At 64.7% G+C, this 24,644-nt stretch carries 36 protein-coding genes; 26 read left to right on the top strand and 10 right to left on the bottom strand.

Annotated features, from left to right (window positions below):
• Positions 1–62: 62 nt before the first annotated feature.
• From rpsJ to Q1W68_RS11525, 12 genes are all read left to right on the top strand, one after another.
• A complete protein-coding gene (rpsJ, locus tag Q1W68_RS11470; RefSeq protein WP_056266806.1) occupies positions 63–377 on the top strand; it encodes a 30S ribosomal protein S10 in 315 nt (104 codons plus the stop codon).
• A gap of 225 nt (positions 378–602) precedes the next feature.
• Entirely contained in the window at positions 603–1,274 is a 672-nt protein-coding gene (gene rplC, locus Q1W68_RS11475) for a 50S ribosomal protein L3 (RefSeq protein ID WP_056266802.1), read from the top strand.
• Positions 1,274–1,894, top strand: a complete 621-nt coding sequence (gene rplD, locus Q1W68_RS11480; RefSeq protein WP_056266799.1) for a 50S ribosomal protein L4 — start codon at positions 1,274–1,276, stop codon at positions 1,892–1,894. Before rplC ends, rplD begins: the two co-directional genes overlap by 1 nt.
• The gene (rplW, locus tag Q1W68_RS11485) at positions 1,891–2,205 is read left to right on the top strand and encodes a 50S ribosomal protein L23 (protein WP_291212651.1); all 315 of its coding nucleotides are present in this window, start codon (positions 1,891–1,893) and stop codon (positions 2,203–2,205) included. The genes rplD and rplW overlap by 4 nt, the downstream gene beginning before the upstream one ends.
• 2 nt (positions 2,206–2,207) lie before the next feature.
• Positions 2,208–3,032 (top strand): 50S ribosomal protein L2, encoded by an 825-nt coding sequence (rplB, locus tag Q1W68_RS11490; RefSeq protein WP_069048584.1) that lies wholly within the window; start codon positions 2,208–2,210, stop codon positions 3,030–3,032.
• Between the two features lie 12 nt (positions 3,033–3,044).
• Positions 3,045–3,320, top strand: a complete 276-nt coding sequence (gene rpsS / locus Q1W68_RS11495; protein ID WP_056266785.1) for a 30S ribosomal protein S19 — start codon at positions 3,045–3,047, stop codon at positions 3,318–3,320.
• 9 nt (positions 3,321–3,329) lie between these two features.
• Complete coding sequence (gene rplV, locus Q1W68_RS11500) at positions 3,330–3,659, top strand: 50S ribosomal protein L22 (protein WP_056266781.1); 330 nt, start codon at positions 3,330–3,332, stop codon at positions 3,657–3,659.
• 15 nt (positions 3,660–3,674) lie between these two features.
• Complete coding sequence (gene rpsC, locus Q1W68_RS11505; protein WP_300659202.1) at positions 3,675–4,553, top strand: 30S ribosomal protein S3; 879 nt, start codon at positions 3,675–3,677, stop codon at positions 4,551–4,553.
• A 2-nt stretch (positions 4,554–4,555) separates the two neighbouring features.
• The gene (rplP, locus tag Q1W68_RS11510) at positions 4,556–4,972 is read left to right on the top strand and encodes a 50S ribosomal protein L16 (protein WP_069048586.1); all 417 of its coding nucleotides are present in this window, start codon (positions 4,556–4,558) and stop codon (positions 4,970–4,972) included.
• Between the two features lie 16 nt (positions 4,973–4,988).
• Positions 4,989–5,195 (top strand): 50S ribosomal protein L29, encoded by a 207-nt coding sequence (rpmC, locus tag Q1W68_RS11515; RefSeq protein ID WP_159608378.1) that lies wholly within the window; start codon positions 4,989–4,991, stop codon positions 5,193–5,195.
• Positions 5,196–5,204: 9 nt separating this feature from the next.
• Complete coding sequence (gene rpsQ, locus Q1W68_RS11520) at positions 5,205–5,474, top strand: 30S ribosomal protein S17 (protein ID WP_300716769.1); 270 nt, start codon at positions 5,205–5,207, stop codon at positions 5,472–5,474.
• A gap of 132 nt (positions 5,475–5,606) precedes the next feature.
• Complete coding sequence (locus Q1W68_RS11525; protein ID WP_300716771.1) at positions 5,607–6,119, top strand: peroxiredoxin; 513 nt, start codon at positions 5,607–5,609, stop codon at positions 6,117–6,119.
• Positions 6,120–6,250: 131 nt separating this feature from the next.
• Here Q1W68_RS11525 and Q1W68_RS11530 read toward each other — a convergent pair whose 3' ends face one another.
• Positions 6,251–6,748: a GNAT family N-acetyltransferase gene (locus Q1W68_RS11530; protein WP_300650732.1), complete on the bottom strand. Its 498-nt coding sequence runs from the start codon at positions 6,746–6,748 to the stop codon at positions 6,251–6,253.
• Between the two features lie 66 nt (positions 6,749–6,814).
• Entirely contained in the window at positions 6,815–7,489 is a 675-nt protein-coding gene (locus Q1W68_RS11535; RefSeq protein ID WP_300716772.1) for a cytochrome b/b6 domain-containing protein, read from the bottom strand.
• A 139-nt stretch (positions 7,490–7,628) separates the two neighbouring features.
• On the opposite strand from Q1W68_RS11535, the gene Q1W68_RS11540 reads away from it, so the two are divergent.
• Positions 7,629–8,081, top strand: coding sequence for a cytochrome c (locus tag Q1W68_RS11540; protein ID WP_300650737.1), 453 nt, complete (start codon positions 7,629–7,631; stop codon positions 8,079–8,081).
• A gap of 79 nt (positions 8,082–8,160) precedes the next feature.
• Here the strand turns inward: Q1W68_RS11540 and Q1W68_RS11545 are convergent, their stop codons facing one another.
• Positions 8,161–8,685, bottom strand: coding sequence for a TlpA disulfide reductase family protein (locus Q1W68_RS11545; RefSeq protein ID WP_300650739.1), 525 nt, complete (start codon positions 8,683–8,685; stop codon positions 8,161–8,163).
• 69 nt (positions 8,686–8,754) lie between these two features.
• On the opposite strand from Q1W68_RS11545, the gene Q1W68_RS11550 reads away from it, so the two are divergent.
• The gene (locus Q1W68_RS11550) at positions 8,755–9,456 is read left to right on the top strand and encodes a DUF4197 domain-containing protein (protein WP_300716774.1); all 702 of its coding nucleotides are present in this window, start codon (positions 8,755–8,757) and stop codon (positions 9,454–9,456) included.
• A 15-nt stretch (positions 9,457–9,471) separates the two neighbouring features.
• Here the strand turns inward: Q1W68_RS11550 and Q1W68_RS11555 are convergent, their stop codons facing one another.
• Both Q1W68_RS11555 and Q1W68_RS11560 read right to left on the bottom strand, forming a co-directional pair.
• The gene (locus Q1W68_RS11555) at positions 9,472–9,882 is read right to left on the bottom strand and encodes a thioredoxin fold domain-containing protein (RefSeq protein WP_300650744.1); all 411 of its coding nucleotides are present in this window, start codon (positions 9,880–9,882) and stop codon (positions 9,472–9,474) included.
• Positions 9,883–9,892: 10 nt separating this feature from the next.
• Positions 9,893–11,158 carry a CaiB/BaiF CoA-transferase family protein gene (locus tag Q1W68_RS11560; RefSeq protein WP_300716776.1) on the bottom strand — a complete coding sequence of 422 codons (1,266 nt, stop codon included), beginning with the start codon at positions 11,156–11,158 and terminating at the stop codon, positions 9,893–9,895.
• A gap of 66 nt (positions 11,159–11,224) precedes the next feature.
• Between Q1W68_RS11560 and Q1W68_RS11565 the strand changes: the two genes are divergently transcribed.
• Genes Q1W68_RS11565 through ptsP form a run of 5 tightly spaced genes read left to right on the top strand, consistent with a single transcriptional unit; the run spans position 11,225 to position 15,480 of the window.
• Positions 11,225–11,776: a hypothetical protein gene (locus tag Q1W68_RS11565; protein WP_300716777.1), complete on the top strand. Its 552-nt coding sequence runs from the start codon at positions 11,225–11,227 to the stop codon at positions 11,774–11,776.
• Positions 11,773–13,038 (top strand): MFS transporter, encoded by a 1,266-nt coding sequence (locus Q1W68_RS11570; protein WP_300716778.1) that lies wholly within the window; start codon positions 11,773–11,775, stop codon positions 13,036–13,038. The genes Q1W68_RS11565 and Q1W68_RS11570 overlap by 4 nt, the downstream gene beginning before the upstream one ends.
• Positions 13,039–13,047: 9 nt before the next feature.
• Complete coding sequence (locus Q1W68_RS11575; RefSeq protein WP_300650755.1) at positions 13,048–13,494, top strand: PTS fructose transporter subunit IIA; 447 nt, start codon at positions 13,048–13,050, stop codon at positions 13,492–13,494.
• On the top strand, positions 13,463–13,732 hold the full coding sequence (locus Q1W68_RS11580; protein ID WP_300650757.1) for an HPr family phosphocarrier protein: 270 nt from the start codon (positions 13,463–13,465) through the stop codon (positions 13,730–13,732). The genes Q1W68_RS11575 and Q1W68_RS11580 overlap by 32 nt, the downstream gene beginning before the upstream one ends.
• A complete protein-coding gene (gene ptsP, locus Q1W68_RS11585) occupies positions 13,729–15,480 on the top strand; it encodes a phosphoenolpyruvate--protein phosphotransferase (protein WP_300716780.1) in 1,752 nt (583 codons plus the stop codon). Before Q1W68_RS11580 ends, ptsP begins: the two co-directional genes overlap by 4 nt.
• A 93-nt stretch (positions 15,481–15,573) precedes the next feature.
• Here the strand turns inward: ptsP and Q1W68_RS11590 are convergent, their stop codons facing one another.
• Positions 15,574–16,410 (bottom strand): DMT family transporter, encoded by an 837-nt coding sequence (locus tag Q1W68_RS11590; protein WP_300650762.1) that lies wholly within the window; start codon positions 16,408–16,410, stop codon positions 15,574–15,576.
• 104 nt (positions 16,411–16,514) lie between these two features.
• Here Q1W68_RS11590 and Q1W68_RS11595 point away from each other — a divergent pair, with 104 nt between their 5' ends.
• Together Q1W68_RS11595 and Q1W68_RS11600 are read left to right on the top strand one after the other, a co-directional pair.
• On the top strand, positions 16,515–17,687 hold the full coding sequence (locus Q1W68_RS11595) for a galactosyldiacylglycerol synthase (protein WP_300650765.1): 1,173 nt from the start codon (positions 16,515–16,517) through the stop codon (positions 17,685–17,687).
• 91 nt (positions 17,688–17,778) lie between these two features.
• Positions 17,779–18,609 carry a UDP-2,3-diacylglucosamine diphosphatase gene (locus tag Q1W68_RS11600; RefSeq protein WP_300650788.1) on the top strand — a complete coding sequence of 277 codons (831 nt, stop codon included), beginning with the start codon at positions 17,779–17,781 and terminating at the stop codon, positions 18,607–18,609.
• Positions 18,610–18,615: 6 nt separating this feature from the next.
• On the opposite strand, the gene lipA is transcribed toward Q1W68_RS11600, so the two are convergent.
• The 4 genes from lipA to Q1W68_RS11620 are packed head-to-tail and all read right to left on the bottom strand — an operon-like array spanning position 18,616 to position 21,556.
• Positions 18,616–19,632: a lipoyl synthase gene (gene lipA / locus Q1W68_RS11605; protein WP_300650768.1), complete on the bottom strand. Its 1,017-nt coding sequence runs from the start codon at positions 19,630–19,632 to the stop codon at positions 18,616–18,618.
• A 36-nt stretch (positions 19,633–19,668) separates the two neighbouring features.
• Positions 19,669–20,310, bottom strand: a complete 642-nt coding sequence (gene lipB / locus Q1W68_RS11610) for a lipoyl(octanoyl) transferase LipB (RefSeq protein WP_300650789.1) — start codon at positions 20,308–20,310, stop codon at positions 19,669–19,671.
• Positions 20,311–20,357: 47 nt separating this feature from the next.
• Positions 20,358–20,642, bottom strand: coding sequence for a DUF493 family protein (locus Q1W68_RS11615; RefSeq protein ID WP_300650771.1), 285 nt, complete (start codon positions 20,640–20,642; stop codon positions 20,358–20,360).
• 14 nt (positions 20,643–20,656) lie between these two features.
• The gene (locus Q1W68_RS11620) at positions 20,657–21,556 is read right to left on the bottom strand and encodes an aminotransferase class IV (RefSeq protein ID WP_300650773.1); all 900 of its coding nucleotides are present in this window, start codon (positions 21,554–21,556) and stop codon (positions 20,657–20,659) included.
• Positions 21,557–21,688: 132 nt separating this feature from the next.
• Here Q1W68_RS11620 and Q1W68_RS11625 point away from each other — a divergent pair, with 132 nt between their 5' ends.
• The 5 genes from Q1W68_RS11625 (at position 21,689) to Q1W68_RS11645 (ending at position 24,587) form a co-directional block, all read left to right on the top strand.
• A complete protein-coding gene (locus Q1W68_RS11625) occupies positions 21,689–22,204 on the top strand; it encodes an ATP synthase subunit I (protein ID WP_300658792.1) in 516 nt (171 codons plus the stop codon).
• Between the two features lie 27 nt (positions 22,205–22,231).
• The gene (atpB, locus tag Q1W68_RS11630) at positions 22,232–23,101 is read left to right on the top strand and encodes a F0F1 ATP synthase subunit A (RefSeq protein WP_300650779.1); all 870 of its coding nucleotides are present in this window, start codon (positions 22,232–22,234) and stop codon (positions 23,099–23,101) included.
• Between the two features lie 80 nt (positions 23,102–23,181).
• Positions 23,182–23,430, top strand: a complete 249-nt coding sequence (atpE, locus tag Q1W68_RS11635) for a F0F1 ATP synthase subunit C (protein WP_069048607.1) — start codon at positions 23,182–23,184, stop codon at positions 23,428–23,430.
• Positions 23,431–23,554: 124 nt separating this feature from the next.
• Positions 23,555–24,025, top strand: a complete 471-nt coding sequence (locus Q1W68_RS11640; RefSeq protein ID WP_069048608.1) for a F0F1 ATP synthase subunit B — start codon at positions 23,555–23,557, stop codon at positions 24,023–24,025.
• Positions 24,026–24,053: 28 nt separating this feature from the next.
• Positions 24,054–24,587: a F0F1 ATP synthase subunit delta gene (locus tag Q1W68_RS11645; protein WP_300650782.1), complete on the top strand. Its 534-nt coding sequence runs from the start codon at positions 24,054–24,056 to the stop codon at positions 24,585–24,587.
• Positions 24,588–24,644 lie beyond the last annotated feature (57 nt).

Here is a 24,644-nt window from a genome sequence, read left to right on the forward strand (position 1 = left end):
GCGAAGGTGGCCGCACCGTCGGCGCCGGCGTCGTTGCCAAAATCATCGCGTAAGGAGCGGACATGTCTACCAAGCAGAAAATCCGCATCCGCCTGAAAGCGTTTGACTACAAGCTGATCGACAGCTCGGCCGCCGAGATCGTGGACACCGCCAAGCGCACCGGCGCGATCGTCAAGGGCCCCGTGCCCCTGCCGACCCGCATGAAGCGCTTCGACATCCTGCGTTCGCCGCACGTCAACAAGACCAGCCGCGACCAGCTCGAAATCCGCACGCACCAGCGTCTGATGGACATCGTGGACCCGACCGACAAAACGGTTGACGCCCTGATGAAGCTCGACCTGCCGGCTGGCGTGGACGTCGAAATCAAGCTGCAGTAACTGCGGTTCCCAAGCCATTGGGCGCCTTGCGCGTTCACTGGCTTGCACAAACAAAGCCCGCTGGTTATACTGGCGGGCTTTTCCGGATCTTGGTCCGGTGAGTTCGGCTTTGCCGATGCGGCTTGTCAATGATGCAGGTCGTACCCTTAAAACGTGTCGGCGCCCTTCGGGGAGAGTCGATGCACCATCAGCCCCGGCCAATTGAAGTCGGGAACGGAGAAAACAATGAGTCTTAGCAACTCCCTCGGGTTGTTGGGTCGCAAGGTGGGCATGATGCGTCTGTTCACCGATGACGGGGACGCAGTTCCTGTCACGGTGGTCGATGTGTCGAACAACCGTGTGACACAGGTCAAAACCCTGGCCCATGATGGCTACGATGCGCTGCAGGTCACCTTTGGTGCCCGCCGCGCTTCCCGCGTGACCAAGCCCGAAGCTGGCCATCTGGCCAAGGCCGGTGTCGAAGCAGGCGAAATCATCCAGGAATTCCGCGTCGCTTCTGACGTTGCTGCCCAGTACCAGCCCGGTGCCGTGGTGGCCCCCAACGCGATCTTCGCGGTGGGTCAGAAAGTGGACGTGCAAGGCACTTCGATCGGTAAAGGCTTCGCCGGCACCATCAAGCGCCACAACTTCAAATCCCAGCGCGCGTCGCACGGCAACAGCCGTTCGCACAACGTGCCAGGCTCCATCTCCATGGCCCAGGATCCGGGTCGCGTGTTCCCGGGCAAGAAAATGACCGGCCACATGGGCGATGACACCAAAACCATCCAGAACCTCGACATCGTGCGCGTGGACGAAGCCCGTCAGCTGCTCATGATCCGTGGCGCTGTGCCTGGCTCGAACGGCGGTTTCCTGACCGTGCGTCCCGCCATCAAGGCCAAATCCAAGGGAGCAAACTGATGCAAGTTGAACTCCTGAACGACCAGGGTCAGTCGTCGTCCAACGTGGACGTGCCTGAGACCGTGTTTGGTCGCGATTACAACGAAGCCCTGATCCACCAACTCGTGGTGGCTTACCAGGCGAACGCCCGTCAAGGCACGCGTGCACAAAAAGACCGCCAGATGGTCAAGCACTCGACCAAGAAGCCGTTCAAGCAAAAAGGCACGGGCCGCGCCCGCGCCGGTATGACGTCTTCGCCCCTGTGGCGCGGCGGCGGTCGGATTTTCCCGAACAGCCCCGACGAGAACTTCACCCAGAAGATCAACAAGAAGATGTACCGCGCCGGCATGGCCTCCATCTTCTCGCAGCTGGTGCGTGAAGGCCGTCTGGCCGTGGTCGATTCCATGAAAGTGGACTCGCCCAAGACCAAGCAGCTGGCCGACAAGTTCAAGGCCATGAACCTGCAGTCGGTTCTGGTGATCGCCGAAGAAGTCGACGAAAACCTGTACCTCGCCTCGCGCAACCTGCCCAATGTGCTGGTGGTCGAGCCGCGTTACGCCGATCCGCTGTCGCTGGTGCATTACAAGAAGGTCATCGTCACCAAGGCGGCGATCGACCAGCTCAAGGAGATGTTCGCATGAGCGTCACAAAATACGACGAAGGCCGCCTGATGCAGGTCCTCGTGGCACCCATCGTGTCCGAGAAGGCCACCCAAGTTGCCGAGCAGACCAACGCCATCATGTTCAAGGTGTTGCGCGATGCTTCCAAGCCCGAGATCAAGGCCGCTGTTGAACTGATGTTCAAGGTCCAGGTCAAGGGTGTGTCCGTGCTCAACCAAAAAGGCAAGGCCAAACGCTTCGGCAAAACGGTGGGTCGTCGCGACCACGTTCGCAAGGCGTATGTGACCCTCATGCCGGGTCAAGAGCTGAACTTCGGCGGGGAGGGCGTTTAATCATGGCAGTCATCAAGATGAAACCCACCTCACCAGGCCGTCGCGGCATGGTGAAGGTCACGCGTGACCACCTTCACAAAGGTGAAGGTTTTGCGCCGCTGCTGGAACCCCAGTTCCAGAAAGCCGGCCGCAACAACAACGGTCACATCACCACCCGCCACAAGGGCGGTGGTCACAAGCACCACTACCGCGTTGTCGATTTCCGTCGCAACAAGGATGGCATTCCGGCCAAGGTCGAGCGCATCGAGTACGACCCGAACCGCACGGCGCACATCGCGCTGGTGTGTTACGCCGACGGTGAGCGCCGCTACATCATCGCCCCCCGTGGCGTTGAAGTGGGCGCGACCCTGCTGTCCGGCTCGGAGTCGCCGATCCGCGTGGGCAACACCCTGCCGATCCGCAACATCCCCGTCGGTTCGACCATCCACTGCATCGAGTTGCAAGTCGGCAAGGGCGCGCAAATCGCCCGTTCCGCTGGCGCCTCGGCCGTGCTGCTGGCTCGCGAAGGCATCTACGCCCAGGTCCGCATGCGCTCCGGCGAGGTCCGCAAGGTCCACGTGGACTGCCGCGCCACCATCGGCGAAGTGTCCAACCAGGAACACAGCCTGCGCCAGTTGGGCAAGGCCGGTGTGAAGCGTCACATGGGCATTCGACCGACCGTTCGCGGTACTGCGATGAACCCAATCGACCACCCGCACGGTGGTGGTGAAGGCAAGACCGGCGAAGGCCGCGCTCCGGTGGATCCGTGGGGCAACCTGACCAAGGGTTACCGCACCCGCAACAACCGCCGCACGCAGTCGATGATCGTCTCGCGTCGCAAGAAGTAAAGGGTTGACAACATGACTCGCTCACTCAAAAAAGGCCCTTTCGTTGACCATCACCTGATGGCCAAAGTCGAGAAGGCCGTGTCCACCAAGGACAAAAAGCCCGTCAAGACCTGGTCGCGCCGCTCGATGATCCTGCCCGATTTCATCGGCCTGACCATTGCCGTGCACAACGGCAAGCAGCACGTGCCCGTGTACATCACCGACCAGATGGTTGGACACAAGCTCGGCGAGTTTTCGCTGACGCGGACGTTCAAAGGCCATCCGGCCGACAAAAAAGCGAAGAAGTAAGGAACAACCATGGAAACCCGTTCAATCGTTCGAGGCGTTCGCCTCTCGGTCGACAAAGGCCGACTGGTTGCCGACCTGATTCGCGGCAAAAAGGTCGACCAGGCCCTCAACATCCTGGCGTTCACGCAGAAGAAGGCCGCTGGCATCGTCAAGAAAGCCCTTGAGTCCGCCATCGCCAATGCCGAACACAACGACGGCGCCGATATCGACGAACTGAAGGTCACGACCATCTACGTCGAACAAGGCACGACGCTCAAGCGCTTCTCGGCCCGCGCCAAAGGCCGCGGCAACCGCATCAGCAAACCCACGTGTCACATCTACGTGACGGTTGGCAACTGAAGAGGTCACAGGAATATGGGACAAAAAATCAACCCCACCGGGTTCCGCCTCGCCATTTCGCGCAACTGGGCCAGCCGCTGGTACGCGAGCAACCGTGACTTCGCCGGCATGCTGGCCGAAGACATCAAGGTGCGTGAGTACCTCAAGGGCAAGCTGAAGAACGCCGCCGTTTCGCGCGTCGTGATCGAGCGCCCCGCCAAGAACGCCCGCATCACCATTTACTCGGCACGTCCGGGCGTGGTGATCGGCAAGAAAGGCGAAGACATCGAGAAGCTGAAGAAGGAACTGTCCGCCAAGCTGGGCGTGCCGGTGGCGGTCAACATCGAAGAAGTGCGCAAGCCTGAAATCGATGCCAAGCTGATCGCCGACAGCATCACGCAGCAGCTCGAAAAACGCATCATGTTCCGCCGCGCCATGAAACGCGCGATGCAGAACGCGATGCGCCTGGGCGCACAGGGCATCAAGATCATGTCGTCGGGCCGTCTGAACGGCATCGAGATCGCACGTTGCGAGTGGTACCGCGAAGGTCGCGTGCCACTTCACACCCTGCGCGCCGACATCGACTACGGCACGTCCGAAGCCAAGACCACCTACGGCATCATCGGTGTCAAGGTCTGGGTCTACAAGGGCGACACCCTGGGCCGCAATGATGCGCCCGTGGCCGCCGAGCCCCGTGCCGAAGAAGAGCGCCGCCCCCGTGGTCCGCGCCGTGAGCGTCCAGCAGGTCCTCCTGCCCGCGCTGCGGTTCGTCGCCCCGGTGCCAACGCCGCTCCAGCCGATGGCAGCGACAAGCCTGCCGAAGCCACGACCGGTACCGAAACCAAACCCGCCGTTAAGCGCGTTCGCAAAGACGCCGCGCCCGCATCTGCAGCTGCGGACGGCAAAGGAGAATAAACATGTTGCAACCTGCTCGCCGCAAATTCCGCAAGGAACAAAAAGGCCGCAATACCGGTGTTGCCACCAGCGGCGCCACCGTCGCTTTCGGTGACTTCGGCCTGAAGTCCACCGACCGCGGTCGCCTGACGGCCCGCCAGATCGAAGCCGCGCGTCGCGCGATTTCCCGTCACGTCAAGCGTGGCGGCCGCATCTGGATCCGGGTGTTCCCGGACAAGCCGATCTCCCAGAAACCTGCTGAAGTCCGCATGGGCAACGGCAAGGGTTCCGTGGAGTACTACGTGGCCGAGATCCAGCCCGGCAAGGTGCTGTACGAGATCGTCGGTGTGCCAGAAGAGCTGGCGCGTGAGGCGTTCCAGTTGGCCGCCGCCAAACTTCCCCTGCGCACCACGTTCGTGACGCGCTTGTTGGGTCAGTGATTCAGGAGAACACAAGATGAAAACTGCTGAACTGCGCCAAAAGGATGTGGCCGGCCTCGAAGCCGAAGTGAAATCGCTGCAAAAGGCCCACTTCGGTCTGCGCATGCAAAAAGCCACGCAACAACTCAACAACAACGCCGTGCTGGGTGACACCCGCCGCGCCATCGCTCGCGCCAAGACCATCCTGGCCGAGAAGCAGCGCAACGCGGCTTCGGCCAAATAAGGAGTGACCATGACGGAAGCTAAAACATCCCTCAAGCGCACCTTGATCGGCAAGGTCGTCAGCGACAAGCGCGCCAAGACCGTGACGGTCCTGGTCGAGCGCCGTGTGAAGCACGAGCTCTACGACAAGATCGTGGCGAAGTCGAGCAAGTACCACGCCCACGACGAAAAGGGCGAGTACAAGACCGGCGACACGATCGAGATCACCGAGAGCCGTCCGCTGTCGAAGACGAAAAACTGGGTCGCCACCCGCCTGATCCAGAAGGCCGAGCTGGTTTAAGCGCGATTCGCGCTGCTCGCAGCGCCGAACTGAAAAGCGACCGACAATGCCGGTCGCTTTTTCTTTTTCCGGGATCGTTTTTTTGGTCCCCCACACCCCGGCCCACAGGCCCAAAACCACGAGGAGCTCAGCATGATTCAGGTTGGTGACAAGATTCCGGCGGCGACGTTGATGGAGTACAGCGAAGTGGAAGGCAACGGCTGCAGCATCGGCCCCAACGCCGTGGATGCGCACAAAGCCGCCTCGGGCAAGACCATTGCGGTGTTTGCACTGCCCGGCGCTTTCACCCCGACCTGCTCGGCGAAGCACGTGCCTGGTTTTGTCGAGCACGCTGCCGACTTCAAGGCCGCCGGCGTCGACGAGATCTGGTGCCTGAGCGTGAACGACGCCTTTGTGATGGGTGCCTGGGCACGCGATCAGAAGACGGGCGACAAGGTGCGCATGCTGGCCGACGGCAGCGCCGACTTTGCCAAGGCCACGGGTCTGACGCTGGACCTGACGGGTCGCGGCATGGGTCTGCGCAGCAACCGGTATTCGATGTTGATCAAGGATGGGGTTGTCAAGGCGCTGAACGTCGAGGCCCCAGGCAAGTTTGAAGTGAGCGATGCAGCCACGTTGTTGGCGCAGGCCAAATCAGGCGTCTGAGCACGGGTTCACGCTGGGCAAGAGCCGCTGGTGGTGACATCGGCGGCTTTTTTGTTTTTGCCAGCACCTTTGCGGGCTTGAGAGTGGGTGCAAAGGTGGTCGTGGACGACCAGGATCGCCAGAGGGAAACCTCAGAGATCCACTTTGAGGTAGTGCGCCCCGGGAATCGGGTTGTGATAGTAGGGCGCCACCTCGACAAAGCCCGATTCCTGGTACAGCGCACGCGCGGTCTCCATGTCGCTGAGCGTGTCGAGCAACATGGTGGTGTAGCCGGCCAGCCGCGCGTCCGACATGACCTGTTCCACCAGCAGACGGCCCAGACCAAAGCCGCGGAACGCCCTGCGCACGAACAGGCGCTTCATTTCGCAGGCGTCGAGGTGGTCGGTGTTGGTGAGCGGGCGAAATGCGCAGCAACCCGCGGGTTCTCCGTCCACCAGGGCGACCAGCACCGAGCCCGCTGGCAACGCGTACTCACCGGGAAGGTTGGCCAGTTCCTCCTCGAACCCCTGAAAGCACAGGTCAATGCCCAGGTCGGACTGGTAGTCGAGGAACAGGGATCGGACCGTGCTCAGGTCGTCCGGAAAATGGGCCAGCCGGAGCGTGACGTCGGCTGTCTCGGTGGGTTTCATGCGTGCGGGTGGGAATCTGCCAAACAGGGAGGGGCCACTATACGGCCAGCTTGGCGGTGGCGGTGCTCAGAAGGCATGACCCAGCCGGACCAGCCAGGCCACGGCACCACCACACACCGCCAGCAACGCCAACGCCAGCCACCGGGATGCTGACGAATCGCGCGCTCGCGGCACCACCACACCCGCGTCCACCTGTTTGTCGCCCAGGACCATGGGGCGCACCAGGCCCTCTTTCTTGAACCACTTGTAAAACAGGATGGCCGCCACGTGCAGCACCACCAGCGCGATCACGATGAACTTGCCGATGTTCTTGTGGTAACTGGTCGCGGCCGACACCGTGTCTGCCGACACAAACCGCACCAGCGGGCCGAAGAAGGCGATCTCATCGTCGCTAATGAGGCCGGTGCCGACCTGCGCCATCAACACCAGCAGGAGCGCGAAGACCGACAGTGCGCCCAGCGGCGTGTGCCCCACCCGGTGCTCGGGCTTGGCCGTGCCCCGCACGTATGCGACGAGGGCCGACGGCGGGTACAGGAAATTGCCAAAGCGCGACCAGTGTCCCCCGACGAAGCCCCAGACCACGCGGAACAGCAACAGCGCCAGCACCGCGTAGCCCAGGCGCAGGTGCCAGTTCATCCAGTTGCCGCCGATGTTGGCGGTGATCACGAGGCCCACCACCGCCGTGGCCAGCAGCCAGTGAAACAGGCGGGTGGGCAGGTCCCAGACGCGGATGGTTTGCATGGTTCAGATGAGCGAGTTCAAAGAAGAGTGGAGCCAGGGGGCATGCCGACAGTTCCGGCGGAACTTCCACCGCGCCCCCACACTCACGCGCAGGCAGCAAGCCGCTGCTGTTTGTATTCAACCACGCTCAGGAGCGCCCATGAAGATTTTCGCCCCACTCGCCATGGCCATCGCCATCACCAGTTTGTCCGCACCGGCCATGGCCCAGTTCCAGAAGCCCGAGGACGCTGTGAAGTACCGCAAGGCCGCGTTCACCGTGATGGCCAGCCACTTCGGGCGCGTGGGGGCCATGGCCAACGGACGCGTGCCGTTCGACGCGAAGGTGGCGGCCGACAACGCTGCCCTCGTCGAGACCATGAGCAAGCTGCCGTGGGAAGGATTTGGCCCCGGCACCGACAAGGGCGACACCCGCGCACTGCCGGCCATCTGGACCGAACAGGCCAAATGGAAAGAAGGCGTCGACAAGTTTCAGGCCGAGGCCACCAAGCTGAGCGCCGCGGCCAAGACCGGCAATCTCGACGCGGTGAAGACCGCTTTCGGCGCTGTGGGTCAGACCTGCAAGGCCTGCCACGACGCCTACCGCAAGGAGTGATGGTGCCCCGGGCGCTGGCCTGACAACAAAAAGCCGGGTCCCAGGACCCGGCTTTTTGTTGTGCGAGGGTTGTGCCGCTTCAGGTCTGGGCCAACAGTTTCTCGATGAGTTGGTGCAGCGCCGCAAAGTCGGGCTCGCCCACGTAGCGTTTCACGATGCGCCCTTGCTTGTCGACGAGATAGGTGGTGGGGGTGAGCTTGACGTCGCCCCACTGCCGGGCGACTTCGCCGGTGTTGTCCAGCGCCACCTTGAAGGGCAGCTGGCGGCTCTGCGCAAAGTTCAGCACCCAGTTGGGGGGGTCGTACTCCATGGCCACGGCCACGGTGTCGAAGCCCTGGCCTTGGTACTTGTGCCAGGTGGCCACGATCTGCGGCATTTCCTTGACGCATGAGACGCAGGTGGTGGCCCAGAAATTCACCAGCGTGACCTTGCCCTTGAGGTCGGCTGTGGTCGCCTGGGAACCGTCGATCAAGACAAAGGTGGATTGCGGTGCGGCCTCACCGCCCGCGCAGCCCGCCAGGCCCAGCACGGCGGCCGCGCCCAGTGCGGCAGCGGCTGCGAGGCTGCGTCGGCGCCAGAGGCCGGGTCGATCAAGTTCGGTCATTGTGTTTTCATTTCCCGGGGGCTACATTGCCCCACGCCATTTGTTCACCAGCATCCCAGGAGACACCGCATGCAGCGCCGCCAGTTTACCCAGTCCACCGCCGCCATCGGCCTGCTCATCCTGGCCGTCCACCAGCAGGCTCGGGCCTTGTCGCTGGGCGATCTCACCGAAGGTGATGCCAGCAAGGGCATCAAGGTTGCACTCGAGAAGGGCGCTCTGGCGGCGGTGGCGCTGCTGGGCAAGACCGATGGATTCCTGGGCAATCCAAAAGTTCGGATTCCCTTGCCGGGTTTTCTGGAGGACGCGTCCAAGTTGCTGAAACTCACCGGCCAGGGCAAGCGCGTTGACGAACTCGTCACCAGCATGAACCGCGCCGCCGAGGCGGCCGTGCCCATGGGCAAGGACTTGCTGGTGAACGCGGTCAAATCCATGAGCGTGACGGACGCGAAAAACATCCTCGGGGGCGGCGACAACTCGGTGACGCAGTTCTTCGCCGAAAAAACACGCACGCCGCTGAGCGAGAAATTTCTGCCGGTGGTGACCAAGGCAACCGAAAAAGTGGGGCTGGCCAACCAGTACAACAAGGTCGCGGGCAAGGCCGCGGGCATCGGGCTGGTGAAGGCCGAGGATGCCAATATCCAGAAGTACGTGACCGGCAAGTCGCTCGATGGCCTCTACACCATCATTGGCGAAGAAGAGCGCAAGATCCGCCAGGATCCGGTGGGCACCGGCAGTGCCATCCTTCAGAAGGTGTTCGGCGCCTTGAAGTGACCGCGGGCGGGAGGCTCAGCGCTTCTTGAGCTGGGCGCGCGCTTCAACCAGGCGCGCCTCCAGGTACTCGCCGTAGAAGTCCGGCACGGCCACGCCGACCAAGCGCTCGGCCAGCTCCTGGCCACCGGGTCCGAAGAACATCACCGTGGGCGTGAACCGCGCCTTCCAGGCCCGGGCCTGATCGGCCGGGGTGGTGGTGTCGCCAGCAAACCCCTGCAGGGTCGACTGCCGGTCCTGCACGTCGAGTTGCACCGCCACCACCAAACCTTCGCGTCGCATGGGCGCCAGGTAGTTGTTGCGCACGAGTTCGCAATAGACGCAGCCCTTGAGCGTGGTCATCACCACCAGCGGCTCGCCCCGCGCGGCAGCGGCCAGGGCCGCGCCGCGCAGCGAGGCGGGGGTGGGCAAGGCCGCGGCGGTGACCATCACGCGTCCTTCACACCGCGCCGCTGCGCCGCAGCTCAGCCAGTTGTTCGGGCGTGCTGCACAGCCAGTCGCCCAGCACCTCGGCCGTGTGCTGGCCCAGCAGCGGGGGCGGCAGGTCGTTGCGCACCGGGGTGGCGCTGAGCTTGAGCGGGCTGGCGACGAGATCGACGTCGCCCGAGAGCGGGTGCTCCCAGCGCTGCACCATGCCGCGCGACAACACATGTTCGTCCGCGAACACCTCCGCCAGGCTGTTGATCGGGCCGCAGGGCACCTTGGCCGCTTCCAGTGCGGCGAGCCAGTCGGCCTTGCTGCGGGACTTCAGGATGGTTTCCAACAAGGGCACCAGCACGGCGCGGTGGCGCACCCGGTTCTGGTTCTGCGCAAAACGCGTGTCACTCGCCAGCTCGGGCTGGCCGGCCACCGCGCAGAACTTGGCGAACTGGCCGTCGTTGCCCACGGCCAGGATGATGTGTTGCGCCTGCCCCTGCGCATCGGGTGCGACCTCAAACACCTGGTAAGGCACGATGTTGGCGTGGGCATTGCCGGCGCGCCCGGGCACCTTGCCGTCCTCGCGGCCGCGCACCAGGTAGTTGGCACCGAGGTTGGCGAGCATGGCCACCTGGGTGTCGAGCAGGGCCATGTCGATGTGCTGACCCTCGCCGGTGCGCTCGGCGTGGCGCAGCGCGGCCTGGATCGCGACCGTGGCGTACAGGCCGGTGAACAGATCGGCCACCGCCACGCCCACCTTTTGCGGCCCACCACCGGGCAGGTCGTCGCGCTCGCCGGTCACGCTCATGAGGCCACCCATGGCCTGGATGGCGAAGTCGTAACCGGCGCGCTCCTTGTAGGGGCCGGTCTGGCCGAAACCGGTGATGGAGCAGTACACCAGCCGGGGGTTGAGGGCGCGCAGGCTCTCGAAGTCCAGGCCATAGCGCGCCATGTCGCCGACCTTGTAGTTCTCCACGAACACGTCGGCCTTGGCCGCGAGCGCCCGGATCAGCGCCTGGCCCGCGGGCGTGGCGATGTCGCAGGTGATGGAGCGCTTGTTGCGGTTGGCACCCAGGTAGTAGGCGGCCTCGGCGGTGTCGGCGCCGTCGCGCCCGCGCAGGAAGGGTGGGCCCCAGCCGCGTGTGTCGTCGCCGCCGGGGTGGTTGTCGCCGGGCGGGCGTTCCACCTTGACCACATCGGCGCCGAGATCGGCCAGCGTCTGCGTGCACCAGGGACCCGCGAGCACGCGGGACAAATCGAGTATGCGGATACCATCCAGAGCATTCATGTTGCCATTGTGCGTGAGGCCACCGCGACCGCGGTGTCGCCGCTGCGGCGCACCCGTTCCCATCCCATGTTTTCCATCTTCTTCGATCGTGCGAAGCGGCACCGCTGGTCTTTCGCAGCGCTGGCCTTGCTGGCGCTGAGCGCTTGTTACCCCACCTTCAACTGGCGCGAACTGCGGCCCGAGGGCACGCCGCTGCAGGCGCTGCTGCCGTGCAAGCCCGAAACGGCCGAACGCACCGTGCCGCTGGGCGGAGCGCCCACGGTGCTGCACATGCACAGCTGCAAAGCCAGTGGCCTGACCTTTGCGCTGGCCTGGGCCAACGCGGCCGAACCTTCCGCTGTGCCCAACCTCGTGACCTATTGGCAGCGCGCATCGCTCGCCGCGATCCGCCTCGACCCCGCCTTGCACACCGACCCGACCCACCGCTGGAACGCCGCCGTGGCCGGCGCCTCGATGGCGCAAGGCGTCCTGGCACAAGGCACCGACCCGCAGGGCCAGCCGGTGCAGGCGCGCTGGGCGTATTTCACGCGTGGCACGCAGGTGTTTCAGGCGGCGGTGTACGGCGCCGCCAGCGACGAAGTGAAGACCACGTTTTTTGACGGGCTCAAGCTGCCATGACCGCCGCACCGACACACGCCGGCGGTGATGCGCTGGGCACACGCGCTGCCGTCATTGTTTTCCTGACGTTCGCCATTGCGTACTTTTTCTCCGCCCTGGTGCGCGCGATCACCGCCACGCTCTCGCCCACGCTGAGTCTGGAGCTCTCGCTGAACGCGGGCGACCTGGGCTTGCTCGCCGGCGGCTACTTTCTGGGTTTTGCCATGACGCAGCTGCCCTTGGGCAACTGGCTGGACCGCCATGGGCCGCGCAAGGTGATCCTGGCGTTTCTGGCGGTGGCCGTGGTGGGCTGCATGGCTTTTGCGCTGGCCACCAGTTTTTCGGGCCTGCTGGCCGCGCGTGTGCTCACCGGCATGGGCGTGAGCGCGTGCCTGATGGCGCCGCTCACCGGCTTTCGCCGCTGGCTCGCGCCGGCCACGCAGCTGCGCGCGAACTCCTGGATGCTCATGACCGGCTCGCTCGGCATGGTGGCCGCCACCTTGCCGGTGCAGTGGCTCATGCCCTACACCGGATGGCGCGGCCTGTTCTGGCTGCTCGCGGGGCTGATCGCCCTGTCGATGGTGGCCCTGGCGGTGGTGGTGCCGCGCTGGCGTCCGCCGTTACAGGGGCAGCCCGAGGGGCAGCCACCGGCCACCACCGGTTACAGCCTTATCTGGCGCAACCCCTACTTTCGCCAGATGCTGCCGATCGGCTTCGTCAACTACGGCGGCATGGTGGCGGTGCAGACGCTGTGGGCGGGGCCGTGGATGGTCAAGGTGGCGGGCTACACGCCGCAGGAGGCCGCCGCCGGCTTGTTCGGCATCAACCTCTGCATGCTCTGCACCTTCTGGCTCTGGGGCGTGGTCAACCCGCACCTGGCGCGGCGCGGTCTCAAACCCGAACGCCTGATTGCGTGGGGCCTGCCATCGAGTTTTGTGGTGCTGACCGCCATCGTGTGGCTGGGTGCGGGCGCGGGCTGGGAGCTGTGGGCGCTGTTCTGTGTGACCAGCACCTTTGTGTCGCTGTCGCAGCCAGCGGTGGCGCTCGCGCTGCCACCCGAGGCCGCAGGGCGCGCCTTGTCGGCCTACAACCTGGCCATCTTCGGCGGTGTGTTCGGTGTGCAGTGGGGCATCGGCCTCCTGATCGAGGCGCTCACCGTGTTCGGCTGGAGCGAGCCGGTTCGGTACCGCGGCGCCATCGCGTTCTTCGGCGTGTGTTGCTTGTTCGCCTACCTCGCTTTCTGGCGCGCGTGGCGTGCCCGCCCCGGTGCGCAGGCCAGCTAAACTGCGCCCATGAACGGCATCCTCATCATCGCGCACGCACCACTGGCAACCGCCCTGCGGCAGTGCGTCATGCATGTGTTCCCCGACAGCGCCGAGGCTGTTGCGGCGCTCGATGTCCAACCCAACGTACCGCCCGAAGAATCGCTGGCCCAGGCGCGCGCGCTGATGCGCCAGATGCACCTGCCGCAAACCCTGGTGGTGACCGACGTGTTCGGCGCCACGCCGTGCAACGTGGCGCAGAAACTCATCGACGGCATCAACTCCAAGTTGATCACCGGCGTGAACCTGCCCATGCTGTTGCGCACCGTGTCGTACCGCCACGAATCGCTGGACGCGCTGATCTCGCGCGCCATGATCGGTGCCACACAGGGTGTGATTCAGGTGGCGGTGACCGCTCCGCAGAACCAGGCCAGACGAGCCACCCATGATCAAGACCACCGTGACCATCAGCAATAAGCTGGGGCTGCATGCACGCGCCTCCGCCAAACTCACCAAACTCGCCGGCAGCTTTGCCAGCGATGTGTGGATGTCGCGCGGCGACCGCCGTGTGAACGCCAAAAGCATCATGGGCGTGATGATGCTGGCCGCCGGGTTGGGCAGCACGGTGGAAGTGGAGACCAGCGGCGCCGATGAACAGGTGGCGATGGATGCGCTCTTGGCGCTCATCAACGACAAGTTTGGAGAGGGTGAGTGAGCTTCAGCGTCCACGGTCTCGCCGTCTCCCGGGGCATTGCCATCGGGCGGGCGGTGATCGTGGCGTCGAGCCGGGTCGACGTGGCCCACTACTTCGTGCAGACCGAGCAGGTCGACGGCGAGATCGAGCGCTTGCGCCATGCGCGCAACGAGGTGGCGTCGGAGATCCTGAAGGTGCAGCAAAGCCTGCACGAGCTGGGGCCTTCGGACGCCCACCCCGAACTCACCGCCTTGCTTGATGTGCACCTCATGCTGCTGCAGGACGAGCAGCTCACCGGCGGCGTGAAGCACTGGATCGTCGAGCGCCACTACAACGCCGAATGGGCGCTGACCACCCAGCTGGAGGTGATCGCGCGCCAGTTCGACGAAATGGAAGACCCCTACCTGCGCGAGCGCAAGGCCGATCTGGAACAGGTGGTCGAACGCATCCTGCGGGTGATGCGCGGCGTGGCCTCCCCGGTGGGTGCTGGCCAGCAGCGCCCCGGCCAGGACAACGCGGTCGACGTGCCGTTGGTGCTGATCGCACACGACCTGTCACCCGCCGACATGCTGCAGTTCAAGCAGAGCGTGTTCGCCGGCTTCGTCACCGATGTGGGCGGCAAGACCAGCCACACGGCCATCGTCGCGCGCAGCATGGACATCCCGGCCGTGGTCGGCGCGCGCTCGGCCAGCCAGCTGATCGAGCAGGACGACTGGGTCATCATCGACGGCGATGCCGGCGTGGTGGTGGTCGACCCGTCGCCCATCCTGCTGGCCGAGTACGGTTTCAAGCAACGCCAGGGCGAGGTCGAGCGTGAGCGGCTCTCGCGCCTGAAGAACACGCCCGCCGTCACGCTCGACGGGCAGAAGATCGAGCTGCTGGCCAACATCGAACAGCCCGAGGACGCGGTGGGCGCGCTCAAGGCGGGCGCCGTGGGCGTGGGCCTGTTCCGCAGCGAATTCCTCTTCATGGGGCGCAACGGCAAGCTGCCCGACGAGGAGGAGCAGTACCAGGCCTACAGGCGCGCGGTCGAAGGCATGCAGGGCCTGCCGGTGACCATCCGCACGGTGGACGTGGGCGCCGACAAACCGCTGGACCGTGTGGCCCAGCGCGCGGGCGAAGACCACCTCAATCCGGCGCTCGGCCTGCGCGCCATCCGCTGGAGCCTGGCCGACCCCGCCATGTTTCTGGCGCAGCTGCGCGCCATCCTGCGCGCGGCCGCGCACGGGCCGGTGCACCTGCTCATCCCCATGCTCGCGCACGCGAGCGAGATCCGCCAGACGCTGGCACTGGTGAACCGCGCGCACGACCAGCTGGAAGCCGCGGGTGTGCGACAAGGCGCGGTGAAGCTCGGCGCCATGATCGAGGTGCCGGCCGCGGCGCTCACCATCCCGTTGTTCCTCAAGCATTTCGACTTTCTCTCGATCGGCACCAACGACCTGATCCAGTACACGCTGGCGATCGACCGCGCCGACGAAGCCGTGTCGCACCTCTACGACCCGGTGCACCCGGCCGTGCTGCAGCTGCTGGCCAGCACCATCGCGCAATGCCAGGCGCAGGGCAAAGGGGTGAGCGTGTGCGGCGAAATGGCGGGCGATGTGGCCATGACCCGTTTGCTGCTCGGCCTGGGCTTGCGCAGCTTTTCCATGCACCCGTCGCAGATCCTGGCCGTCAAGCAGCAGATCCTGCGCTGCGACACGACGCGCCTGCAAACCTGGGCGCAGACGGTGTTGGCGGCGGAAGACCCAGCCGCCTTGATGACCGACTGAAAGAAGTCTGGCCCCCACGCTCCACCGCTGCGCGGGTCGCTGCCCCCCGAGGGGGCTGATCCGGCTTGGGGCGGCCCGGCGCCTGATCGCTCGCTATCGGCGCGTAGCGATCACCGCCGCACCCACGATCATCAGAGCTGCCAGTCCGATCGAAGGACTGGGCACCTCACCCCGCACCAGCAGCAAGGTCAGCGTTGACAGCAGCGGTGTGAGAAAACTCAAGACGCCGATCTGCCGCGCGTCGCCGCGTTTGAGCGCGGCGTCCCACAAAAAGAACGCGCCACCGAGCGGACCCAGGCCGAGCACGGCGATCAGCAGCAGGTCCCGGGTCGAGAGCGACACGGCGGGCTCCAGCAGCGCGTGGCACAGCAGCGAGAGCACGCCCGAGAGCAATGCGAAGCTGCCGATGGCGGCCGTGGGGAAGGCGCGCACGCGTTTCGTCAACAGCGAGTAGCTGGCCCAGATGAAGGCCGAGGCCAGCGCCGGGAGGTAGCCCCAGGCCCATCCGGTGTCGCCCGCGCCACCGGCGCCCCCCAGGATGGCCAGCGCCGCGCCGGCGAAGCCCAGCAGGGCCGCGAACACGTGCCTGGCCAGCAACGTGACGCCCGGCAGGAAGAGCGGCGCCATCACCACGATGCCCAGTGGCCAGAGGTAGTTGACCAGGTTGGCCTGCACGGGCGGCGCATGACGCAGCGCAATGAACAGCAGGAAGTGAAAGCCGAACAGGCCATACACCCCGAGCGCCAGCGTGCTCGCCGGCACACGCCACTGGCGCAGGTCAAACCGCGAAAGCGGCAACGCGATCAGGCTGCCCACCAGCAGCGACAGACCGGTGAGCAGGAAGGGCGGTACGTGTGACAGGGCCACACCCAGTGCGGCGAGGGAGGCCCACAGTGCGATGGCACCCAGGGCAAGGAGGTTCGCGTTCATGCGCGGAGGTTACCGCGCCGTGCGCGCGTGGCCGCGCCGGCTGCGTCACGCACACGTCATGGTGCTGTCACGCGCGGGTCTCACGGGCAACACACCATCGCCCCATGCTCAATGTCGATCTGGTCTGGTTCAACGCCGGTGGCGGTCACCGTGCCGCTGCCGAGGCGCTGGCGCTGGCCATCGAGGCGCAGGGGCTTCCATGGCGGGTGCGCAAGGTGAACTTCTCCGAGGTGATCGATCCCGCGGGCCGCTTTCGCCGGATCATGGGTTTTGATCCCGAGGACCTTTACAACAAGCGACTGGCCAGCGGCTTCACGCTGGGGCTCGCGCAAGAGCTCAGGCTGTTGCAGCGCGCGATTCGCTGGAGCCATCCGCTGCTGGTGGAGCGCTTGTCGGCGCACTGGCGCGAGACCCGGCCGGACATGGTCGTGTCGCTGATTCCGAACTTCAACCGGGCCCTGCACGACAGTCTGGCACTGACCCTGCCGCAGACGCCGTTCGTGACGGTGCTGACCGACATGGCCGACCACCCACCCGCGTTCTGGATGGAGCCGGGCACGGGTCAGCACGTCGTCTGCGGCACCGCGCATGCCCGGGCTCAAGCACTGCAAGCCGGTTGCGTGCCCGAGCAGGTGCACCGTGTCAGCGGCATGCTGCTGCGCCCGGCCTTCCATGCGCCAGTGGCGCTGGACCGCGAACAGGAGCGCGCGGCACTCGGTTTCAGTCCCCACCAAGCGGTGGGGCTGGTCATGTTCGGCGGGGCCGGCTCGCGGGTCATGAAGCGCATTGCCGCAGCCTTGCCCGAGGTACCGCTGATCCTGCTGTGCGGACGCAACGAGTCGCTGGCACAGGCGCTGCGCGCCATGCCCTCGGCAGCGCCGCGCGTGGTGGTGGGCTTCACGCCCGATGTGGCGCGCTGGATGCAGCTGGCCGATTTTTTTGTCGGGAAACCGGGGCCCGGTGCCATCAGCGAAGCGGTGCAGATGGGCCTGCCGGTCATCGTCACACGCAACGCCTGGACCATGCCGCAGGAACGCTGGAACACCGCCTGGGTGAAGGAGCAGGGCGTGGGTCTGACCCTGCGCAGCTTCAGCCAGATCGATGCGGCGGTGGCCCGACTGTTGCCGCGGCTCGACGAATTCAAGCGCCGCGCCGCGGCGGTGGAAAACCACGCGGCGCTCGAGGTGCCGCGGCAGCTGGCCGCCATTCTGCAGGCGCGGAGCGCGGCAGCGCCCGTTCGGGTGCGCGGGGCGGAGCCTGCGCTGTCATGCGATTGACGCAGAGTCTTCACAGATGCGTCGCCAGCCTTCTTCAAACTGGACGCCCATGCGACGTGATCCTCTGCCTTTGCTGAACCCTTCGGATTCGATGGACCCCGATGGCGACGTGCTGGACGCGCCCGACGGGCTGCGCGTGCGCACGGTGTGGATCTCCGACCTGCACCTGGGCACACCGGGTTGCCAGGCGAGGCCGCTGCTCGACTTTCTCAAGCGCGTGGAATGCGACACGCTCTACCTGGTGGGCGACATCATCGACGGCTGGCAGCTCAGGCGGCAGTGGTACTGGCCGCAGACCCACAACGACGTGGTGCAAAAGCTGTTGCGCAAGGCACGCAAGGGCACGCGCGTGGTGTTCGTGCCCGGCAATCACGACGAGTTTGCGCGCAAGTACCTCGGCCACAACTTCGGGGGTGTGGAAGTGGTCGACGAAGCCATCCACCAGACCGCCGACGGGCGCCTGTTGTGGGTCACCCACGGCGACTATTTTGACGGCGTGATCCAGTGCGCCAAATGGCTGGCCCACGTGGGCGACTGGGCCTACGAGCTCACCCTGCGAATCAACCGGCACCTCAACTCCACCCGCGCCCGCCTGGGCCTGCCGTACTGGAGCCTGTCGCGCTACCTCAAACTCAAGGTCAAGCGCGCCGTGAGTTATGTGGGCGACTTTGAAACGGCGGTGGCACGCGAGGCGCGTGAGCGCGGCGTGCACGGCGTGGTGTGCGGACACATTCACCACGCCGAGATCCGCACCATCGACGGCATCCTCTACTGCAACGACGGGGACTGGGTGGAGAGCCTCACCGCGCTGGTGGAGCACGCCGATGGACGGCTCGAGATTCTGGACTGGTCGGGACGCACAGGGAAGCACGACAACGAGGCCGTGGTCAACGAGCCCGAGCTGTGCCCTGCAGTGGCCTGATGGCTTTCAAGCGGCCGAGTTCAGCACGTCGTGTGCTTGCTGGTCGGCGTGGTACGAGCTGCGCACCATGGCGCCCACAGCGGCGTGGCTGAACCCCATCTTGTAAGCCTCGGCCTCGAACATCTTGAAGGTGTCGGGGTGCACATAGCGGCGCACCGGCAGGTGGTGACCGCTGGGCGCGAGGTACTGGCCGATGGTGAGCATGTCGATGCCGTGCGCGCGCATGTCGCGCATGACGTCCAGGATCTCTTCGTCCGTTTCGCCCAGACCGACCATCAAGCCGCTCTTGGTCGGCACATGGGGAAACAGCGCCTTGAATTTCTTGAGCAGGTTCAGGCTGAACTGGTAGTCCGATCCCGGGCGCGCTTCCTTGTAGAGACGCGGCACGGTCTCCATGTTGTGGTTCATCACGTCGGGCGGTGCGGCTTTCAGGATCTCCAGCGCGCGGTCGTCGCGGCCCCGGAAATCGGGCACCAGCACCTCGATCTGCGTCTTCGGTGACAAGGCGCGGGTCTTTTCGATGCACGCCACGAAATGGCCGGCACCACCGTCACGCAGGTCGTCGCGGTCCACGCTGGTGATCACGACATACTTCAGCTGGAGCTGCGCGATGGTCTTGGCCAGGTTGTCCGGTTCGTTCACATCGAGCGGGTCGGGGCGGCCATGGCCGACGTCGCAGAACGGGCAGCGCCGGGTGCACTTGTCGCCCATGATCATGAAGGTGGCCGTGCCTTTGCCGAAGCACTCACCGATGTTGGGGCAGCTCGCCTCTTCGCAGACTGTCACCAGTTTGTTGGTGCGCAGAATGTCCTTGATTTCGTAGAAGCGGGTGGTGGGGCTGCCGGCCTTCACGCGGATCCACTCGGGCTTCTTCAGCACCTCGGCCGGCACGATCTTGATGGGGATGCGCGATGTTTTGGCCTGGCTCTTCTGCTTGGCCGAGGCGTCGTAGCTGGCGGCGGGCTGGGCCTCGCGCACGGTGGTGTCGGCAACGGCAGGGACGGGCGTGTCGGTCGGGTTCATGGCGGCGGCGCGGGTGGCGCGTGGGGTCGGGGTTGGTCAGGGTGACAGGGTGGCGCCGAGCTTCTGGCTCAACACCTGTGCGGCCTCTTCCCGGGACACCGCAACGCCGATTGTAGAAAGGTCCACCGTTTGCAGGCCGGTGTAGCCACATGGGTTGATGCGCTGGAAGGGTTGCAGGTCCATGGCCACATTGAGTGCCACGCCGTGGTAGGTGCAATGGCGGCTGACCTTGATGCCGAGCGCGGCGATCTTGCCCAGGCCCGAGAAGTCGGGTTCGGGCGCGGGCTCGCCGGGCACCCGACGCTGGGGTCGCTGGGCCAGCATCGCGTGGCTGAACGGGTCGTCCAGCCGGACGTAAATCCCGGGCGCACCGGCCACGCGGTGACCCGTGACCTCAAACGCGGCCAGCGTGCGGATCACCGCCTCTTCAACCCGGTAGACGAATTCCTTGACGTAGTAGCCCGCGCGCTGCAAGTCGATCAGCGGATAGGCCACCACCTGGCCCGGCCCGTGGTAGGTCACCTGACCACCCCGGTTCGTCTGCACCACAGGGATGTCTCCCGGGGCGAGCAAATGGTCTTCACGCCCCGCCAGGCCTTGCGTGAACACGGGCGGGTGTTCGCAGATCCAGAGCTCGTCGGGTGTGTCCGGTGTGCGCTCCGCCGTGAAGGCCTGCATGGCTTCAAAGGTCGCGCTGAAGGGCACCAGGCCCAAGCCTCGTATGTTCACAGCACGATCTTGACCATCGGGTGGGTGGTCAGGGTGCGGTAGAGCTCATCGAGCTGTTCGCGACTGGTCACGTGCACGCTGAGCGTCAGGCCCATGTAGTTGCCCGCTTTGCTGGGGCGCTGTTCGACGGTTCCGGCGTCGAAGCCGGCGTCGAAGGCCCTGGCCACGTGCACCATGGCATCGATGAAACCTTCCACGTTCGCGCCCATCACCTTGATGGGAAATTGTGTGGGGTACTCGATGAGCGATTGCTCGGGGGGGATGTCGCGGGGTTGGTCCATGGGGCTTCTCCGGTTCAGGCCGCCAACGCGGCCACGGCTTGCTGGTAACCAGCGTACAGACGGTTGTAGATGGGGCCGGGGACGCCTTGCCCGACCGGGTGACCATCGAGGCGGGTGATGGGCAGCACCTCTTTCGAGGCGGACGACAGCAGCAGTTCGTCGGCGGCCAGCACCTCGGCGCGTGTGATGCGGCGCAGTTCAAACGGCAGGCCCTGGGAGCGGCAGATCTCTTCGATCAGCCCGAAGCGGATGCCTTCCAGCACCAGGTTGTCGCTGGGCGGGCCCATGACCACGCCATCCTTGACCACCCAGACGTTGCTCGACGCCGCTTCACTCAAATGCTCGCCGCGGAACATGACGGTCTCCACCGCACCGGCGTCCACGCCGATCTGGCGAGCCAACACCGCCCCCAGCAGGCTCGTGCTTTTGATGTGGGCTTTCTCCCAGCGAAAGTCGTCGGCGCTCACGCAGGCCACGCCGTGCTCGCGCTGTGCCGGTGTGGCCAGTTTCATCTCGCTCACCATCACGAACACGGTGGGCGCGATGTCGGGCGGCATGGCGTGATCCCTCAAGGCCACGCCCCGGGTGACCTGGATGTAGATGAGCTGATGGGTGGCGCCGCGGCCGTCCCGCAACGAGTGCGCCAGGCGCTGCGCGATGGCCAGCCATTCGGCGTGGGACAGGGGGCTGGTGATGCGCAGTTCGTTCAGCGAGCGGTCCAGCCGTGCCATGTGCTGTTCGAAGCGGAACGCCTTGCCTGCGTAGCAAGGCAGCACCTCGTACACGCCGTCTCCAAAAATGAAACCCCGATCCAGCACGCTGATTCTGGCGTTGCGCAGCTCGGTGAACTCACCATTGAGGTAGCAGAGGGTGTCGGGCAGAGCGGGGGTGGGCCCCCAGTTCGCAGCGGTCATGAAGCGATTATCGGCGGCGGTGTTGGCAGAAGACGCACAAGCTGCGCTCAGCCTTGACGACCCCATGGGGTTTCTACGTATAATCAGCGGCTTTGCGAACGTCGCCCAACCGTAACCCGTCTGTAACCCGCCATGTCGACAATGCAACGCGTCGATCCGGAGTCGCAGACCCAGGCAGAAGGTGCAGATGGTGAGCAAGCGATCGAATTCAAGCCACTGACGCGCGAAGAAGCGTTGCAGTGGCGAGCCCGCCAGCCCAGCTTGTCTTTGTGGCGTCTGGTGGGTTTGCAGTTGGTGGTGGGATTGTCCGCAGGCGCCCTGGCCTGGTTGCTCACGCAATCGGCCTCGGTGGCATGGTCGGTTCTGTACGGTGCAGCCGCTGTGGTGTTGCCTTCGGCCCTGATGGCCTACGGTTTGACATCCAGTGCATTGAGCCGCCTGCTGGCGGGTTATGCGCAAGCGGCTTTTGCCGGGTTTTTGTTGTGGGAGGGGGTCAAGATCCTGTTGGTGGTGGCCATGTTGTGGTCGGCCCCGTGGATCGTCCCCGAGCTGAATTGGCTGGGCCTGTTGGCTGGTCTGGTGTTGGTTCTCAAGGTGTACTGGTTTGGATTCTGGATCCAGACCCGGCGCGCAAATCTAAACGGTTGAATTTCCGACAAATCGGTGCAAACGAACATGGCAACTGAAGGCAGCGCTCTGACCCCCGGCGAATACATCCGCCACCACCTGGTTCATTTGACGAACAAAAAGCAAGAGTCGATCGTCGACTTTTCGGTCATCAACATCGATTCGGTGATCGTGAGCTCCCTGCTGGGTGCGCTGGTTTGTTTCGTGTTGTGGCTCGCCGCCCGCAAATCCACCGCGGGTGTGCCCGGCCGTTTCCAGGCGGCTGTGGAAATGCTGGTCGAGATGGTCGACAGCCAGGCCAAGGCCGTCATTCACAACGCCCACAGCCGCAAGCTGGTCGCCCCGCTGGCACTGACCGTGTTCGTGTGGATCTTCATGATGAACTTCATGGACATGCTGCCGGTCGACCTGCTGCCCTCCATCTGGCACGTGGCTGGCCCGGCCATGGGTTACCCCGATTACTTGCGCGTCGTGCCCACCGCCGACCTCTCCACCACGCTCGGCCTGTCCGTGTCCGTGTTGCTGATGTGCCTGTTCTACAACATCAAGATCAAGGGCATCGGCGGTTGGACGCACGAGCTGGTCACCGCACCTTTCGGCACCAGCAAGAACCCCATCTGGGCCGTGCTGCTGGGCCTGATCAACTTCCTGATGCAGATGATCGAGTTCGTGGCCAAGACGGTCTCCCACGGCATGCGGTTGTTCGGAAACATGTTCGCGGGTGAGTTGGTCTTCATGCTGATCGCGTTGCTGGGCGGCTTTGCCTCGCTCTCGCTCGGTGGTGGACTCTTCTTCGTCGGACATGTGATCGCAGGCACGGTTTGGACCTTGTTCCACATCCTGGTCATCACCTTGCAGGCGTTCATTTTCATGATGCTGGCCCTGATTTACCTCGGGCAGGCGCATGACGCTCACTGAGTTGCGCGGCCTGTCCTCGCTCTGAGTTCTCGTTTCTCTCTTTCCTTTTTTCAACTTTCGTTCATCTCATAGGAGTCATCATGGAAAACGTTCTGGGTCTTGTCGCACTGGCTTGCGGTCTTATCGTCGGTCTGGGCGCCATCGGCGCATCCATCGGCATCGCGCTGATGGGCGGCAAATTTCTGGAAGCGTCGGCCCGTCAGCCTGAGCTGATGAACGACCTGCAGACCAAGATGTTCATCTTGGCCGGTCTGATCGACGCGGCCTTCCTGATCGGCGTGGCCATCGCTCTCCTGTTCGCGTTCGCCAACCCCTTCACGCTGGCTTAATGGGATTTGCTGCCTCGTCGGGCCGTGTTCCGCGCAGCCGGGTGTCATGGACGCCTGGCGGGCAACGCACCGACGCAGCAGCAAGTGCATCACCACTTATGTCAACACACAGAAAGGCGTTGCGATGAATATCAATGCAACCCTCTTTGCGCAGGCCATCGTCTTTGCGATCCTGGTGTGGTTCACGATGAAATTCGTGTGGCCCCCGATTGCCAAGGCGCTCGATGAGCGTGCGTTGAAGATTTCCGAAGGTCTGGCGGCTTCCGAAAAAGCCAAGTCCGAGCTGGCCGTGGCCAACAAGCGAGTGGAAGAAGAGTTGGGCAAATCGCGCAACGAAGCTGCCACACGCCTGGCCGACGCCGAGCGTCGTGCGCAGACCGTGATCGAAGAGGCCAAGGCGCGCGCGACCGACGAAGCCAACAAGATCGTGGCCGCCGCTCACCTGGAAGCCGAACAGCAGGTCGTCAAGGCCCGCGAAGCCCTGCGCGAGCAAGTGGCTGCGCTGGCTGTCAAGGGCGCCGAGCAGATCCTCAAGCGCGAAGTCAACGCCGGCGTCCACGCCGAGTTGCTGGGCCGCCTGAAGACCGAGCTCTGATCCACCGACACGGCACCAAAGGACAACCATGGCCGAAATCGCCACCATTGCCCGCCCCTACGCGGAAGCGCTGTTCCAGGCCTCGGGCGCTGGCGCGGCAGACACCGCCGCCTGGCTCGACGAGCTGGCGTCGGTGGCTGCGGATGAACAGCTCCGTCTGTACGCCGACAACCCCCGGACAACGCCCGAACAGGTGTTCAGCCTCGTCACGGGCTTGATCAAGGCAGGTCTGCCCGCGATGGCGCAGAACTTCCTGCGCACCGTGATCGACAACGGCCGCCTGGCCGCACTGCCTGAAATCGCGGAGCAGTTCCGTGCTTTGAAGAACGCGCAACAGGGTGCGTTTGACGCTGTGGTCTACAGCGCCTTTGCGATCGACAGCGCAGCGTTGGCCGATCTCTCCGGGGTGCTGGAGAAGCGCTTTGCCCGCAAGCTCAATCTTCAGGTCGAATTGCAGCCCGAGTTGATCGGCGGCATCCGCGTGGTGGTGGGCGATGAAGTGCTCGACACCTCGATCAAAGCCCGCCTGGAACACATGAAATCCGCCCTGACCGCGGCCTGAACCCAGTTCATACGCTGTCACTCCGCGCCCGCCTGCTCACCATTTAACGAAAGAAGG

This window comes from Hydrogenophaga sp., from assembly GCF_030158645.1.
Lineage (GTDB): Bacteria > Pseudomonadota > Gammaproteobacteria > Burkholderiales > Burkholderiaceae_C > Hydrogenophaga.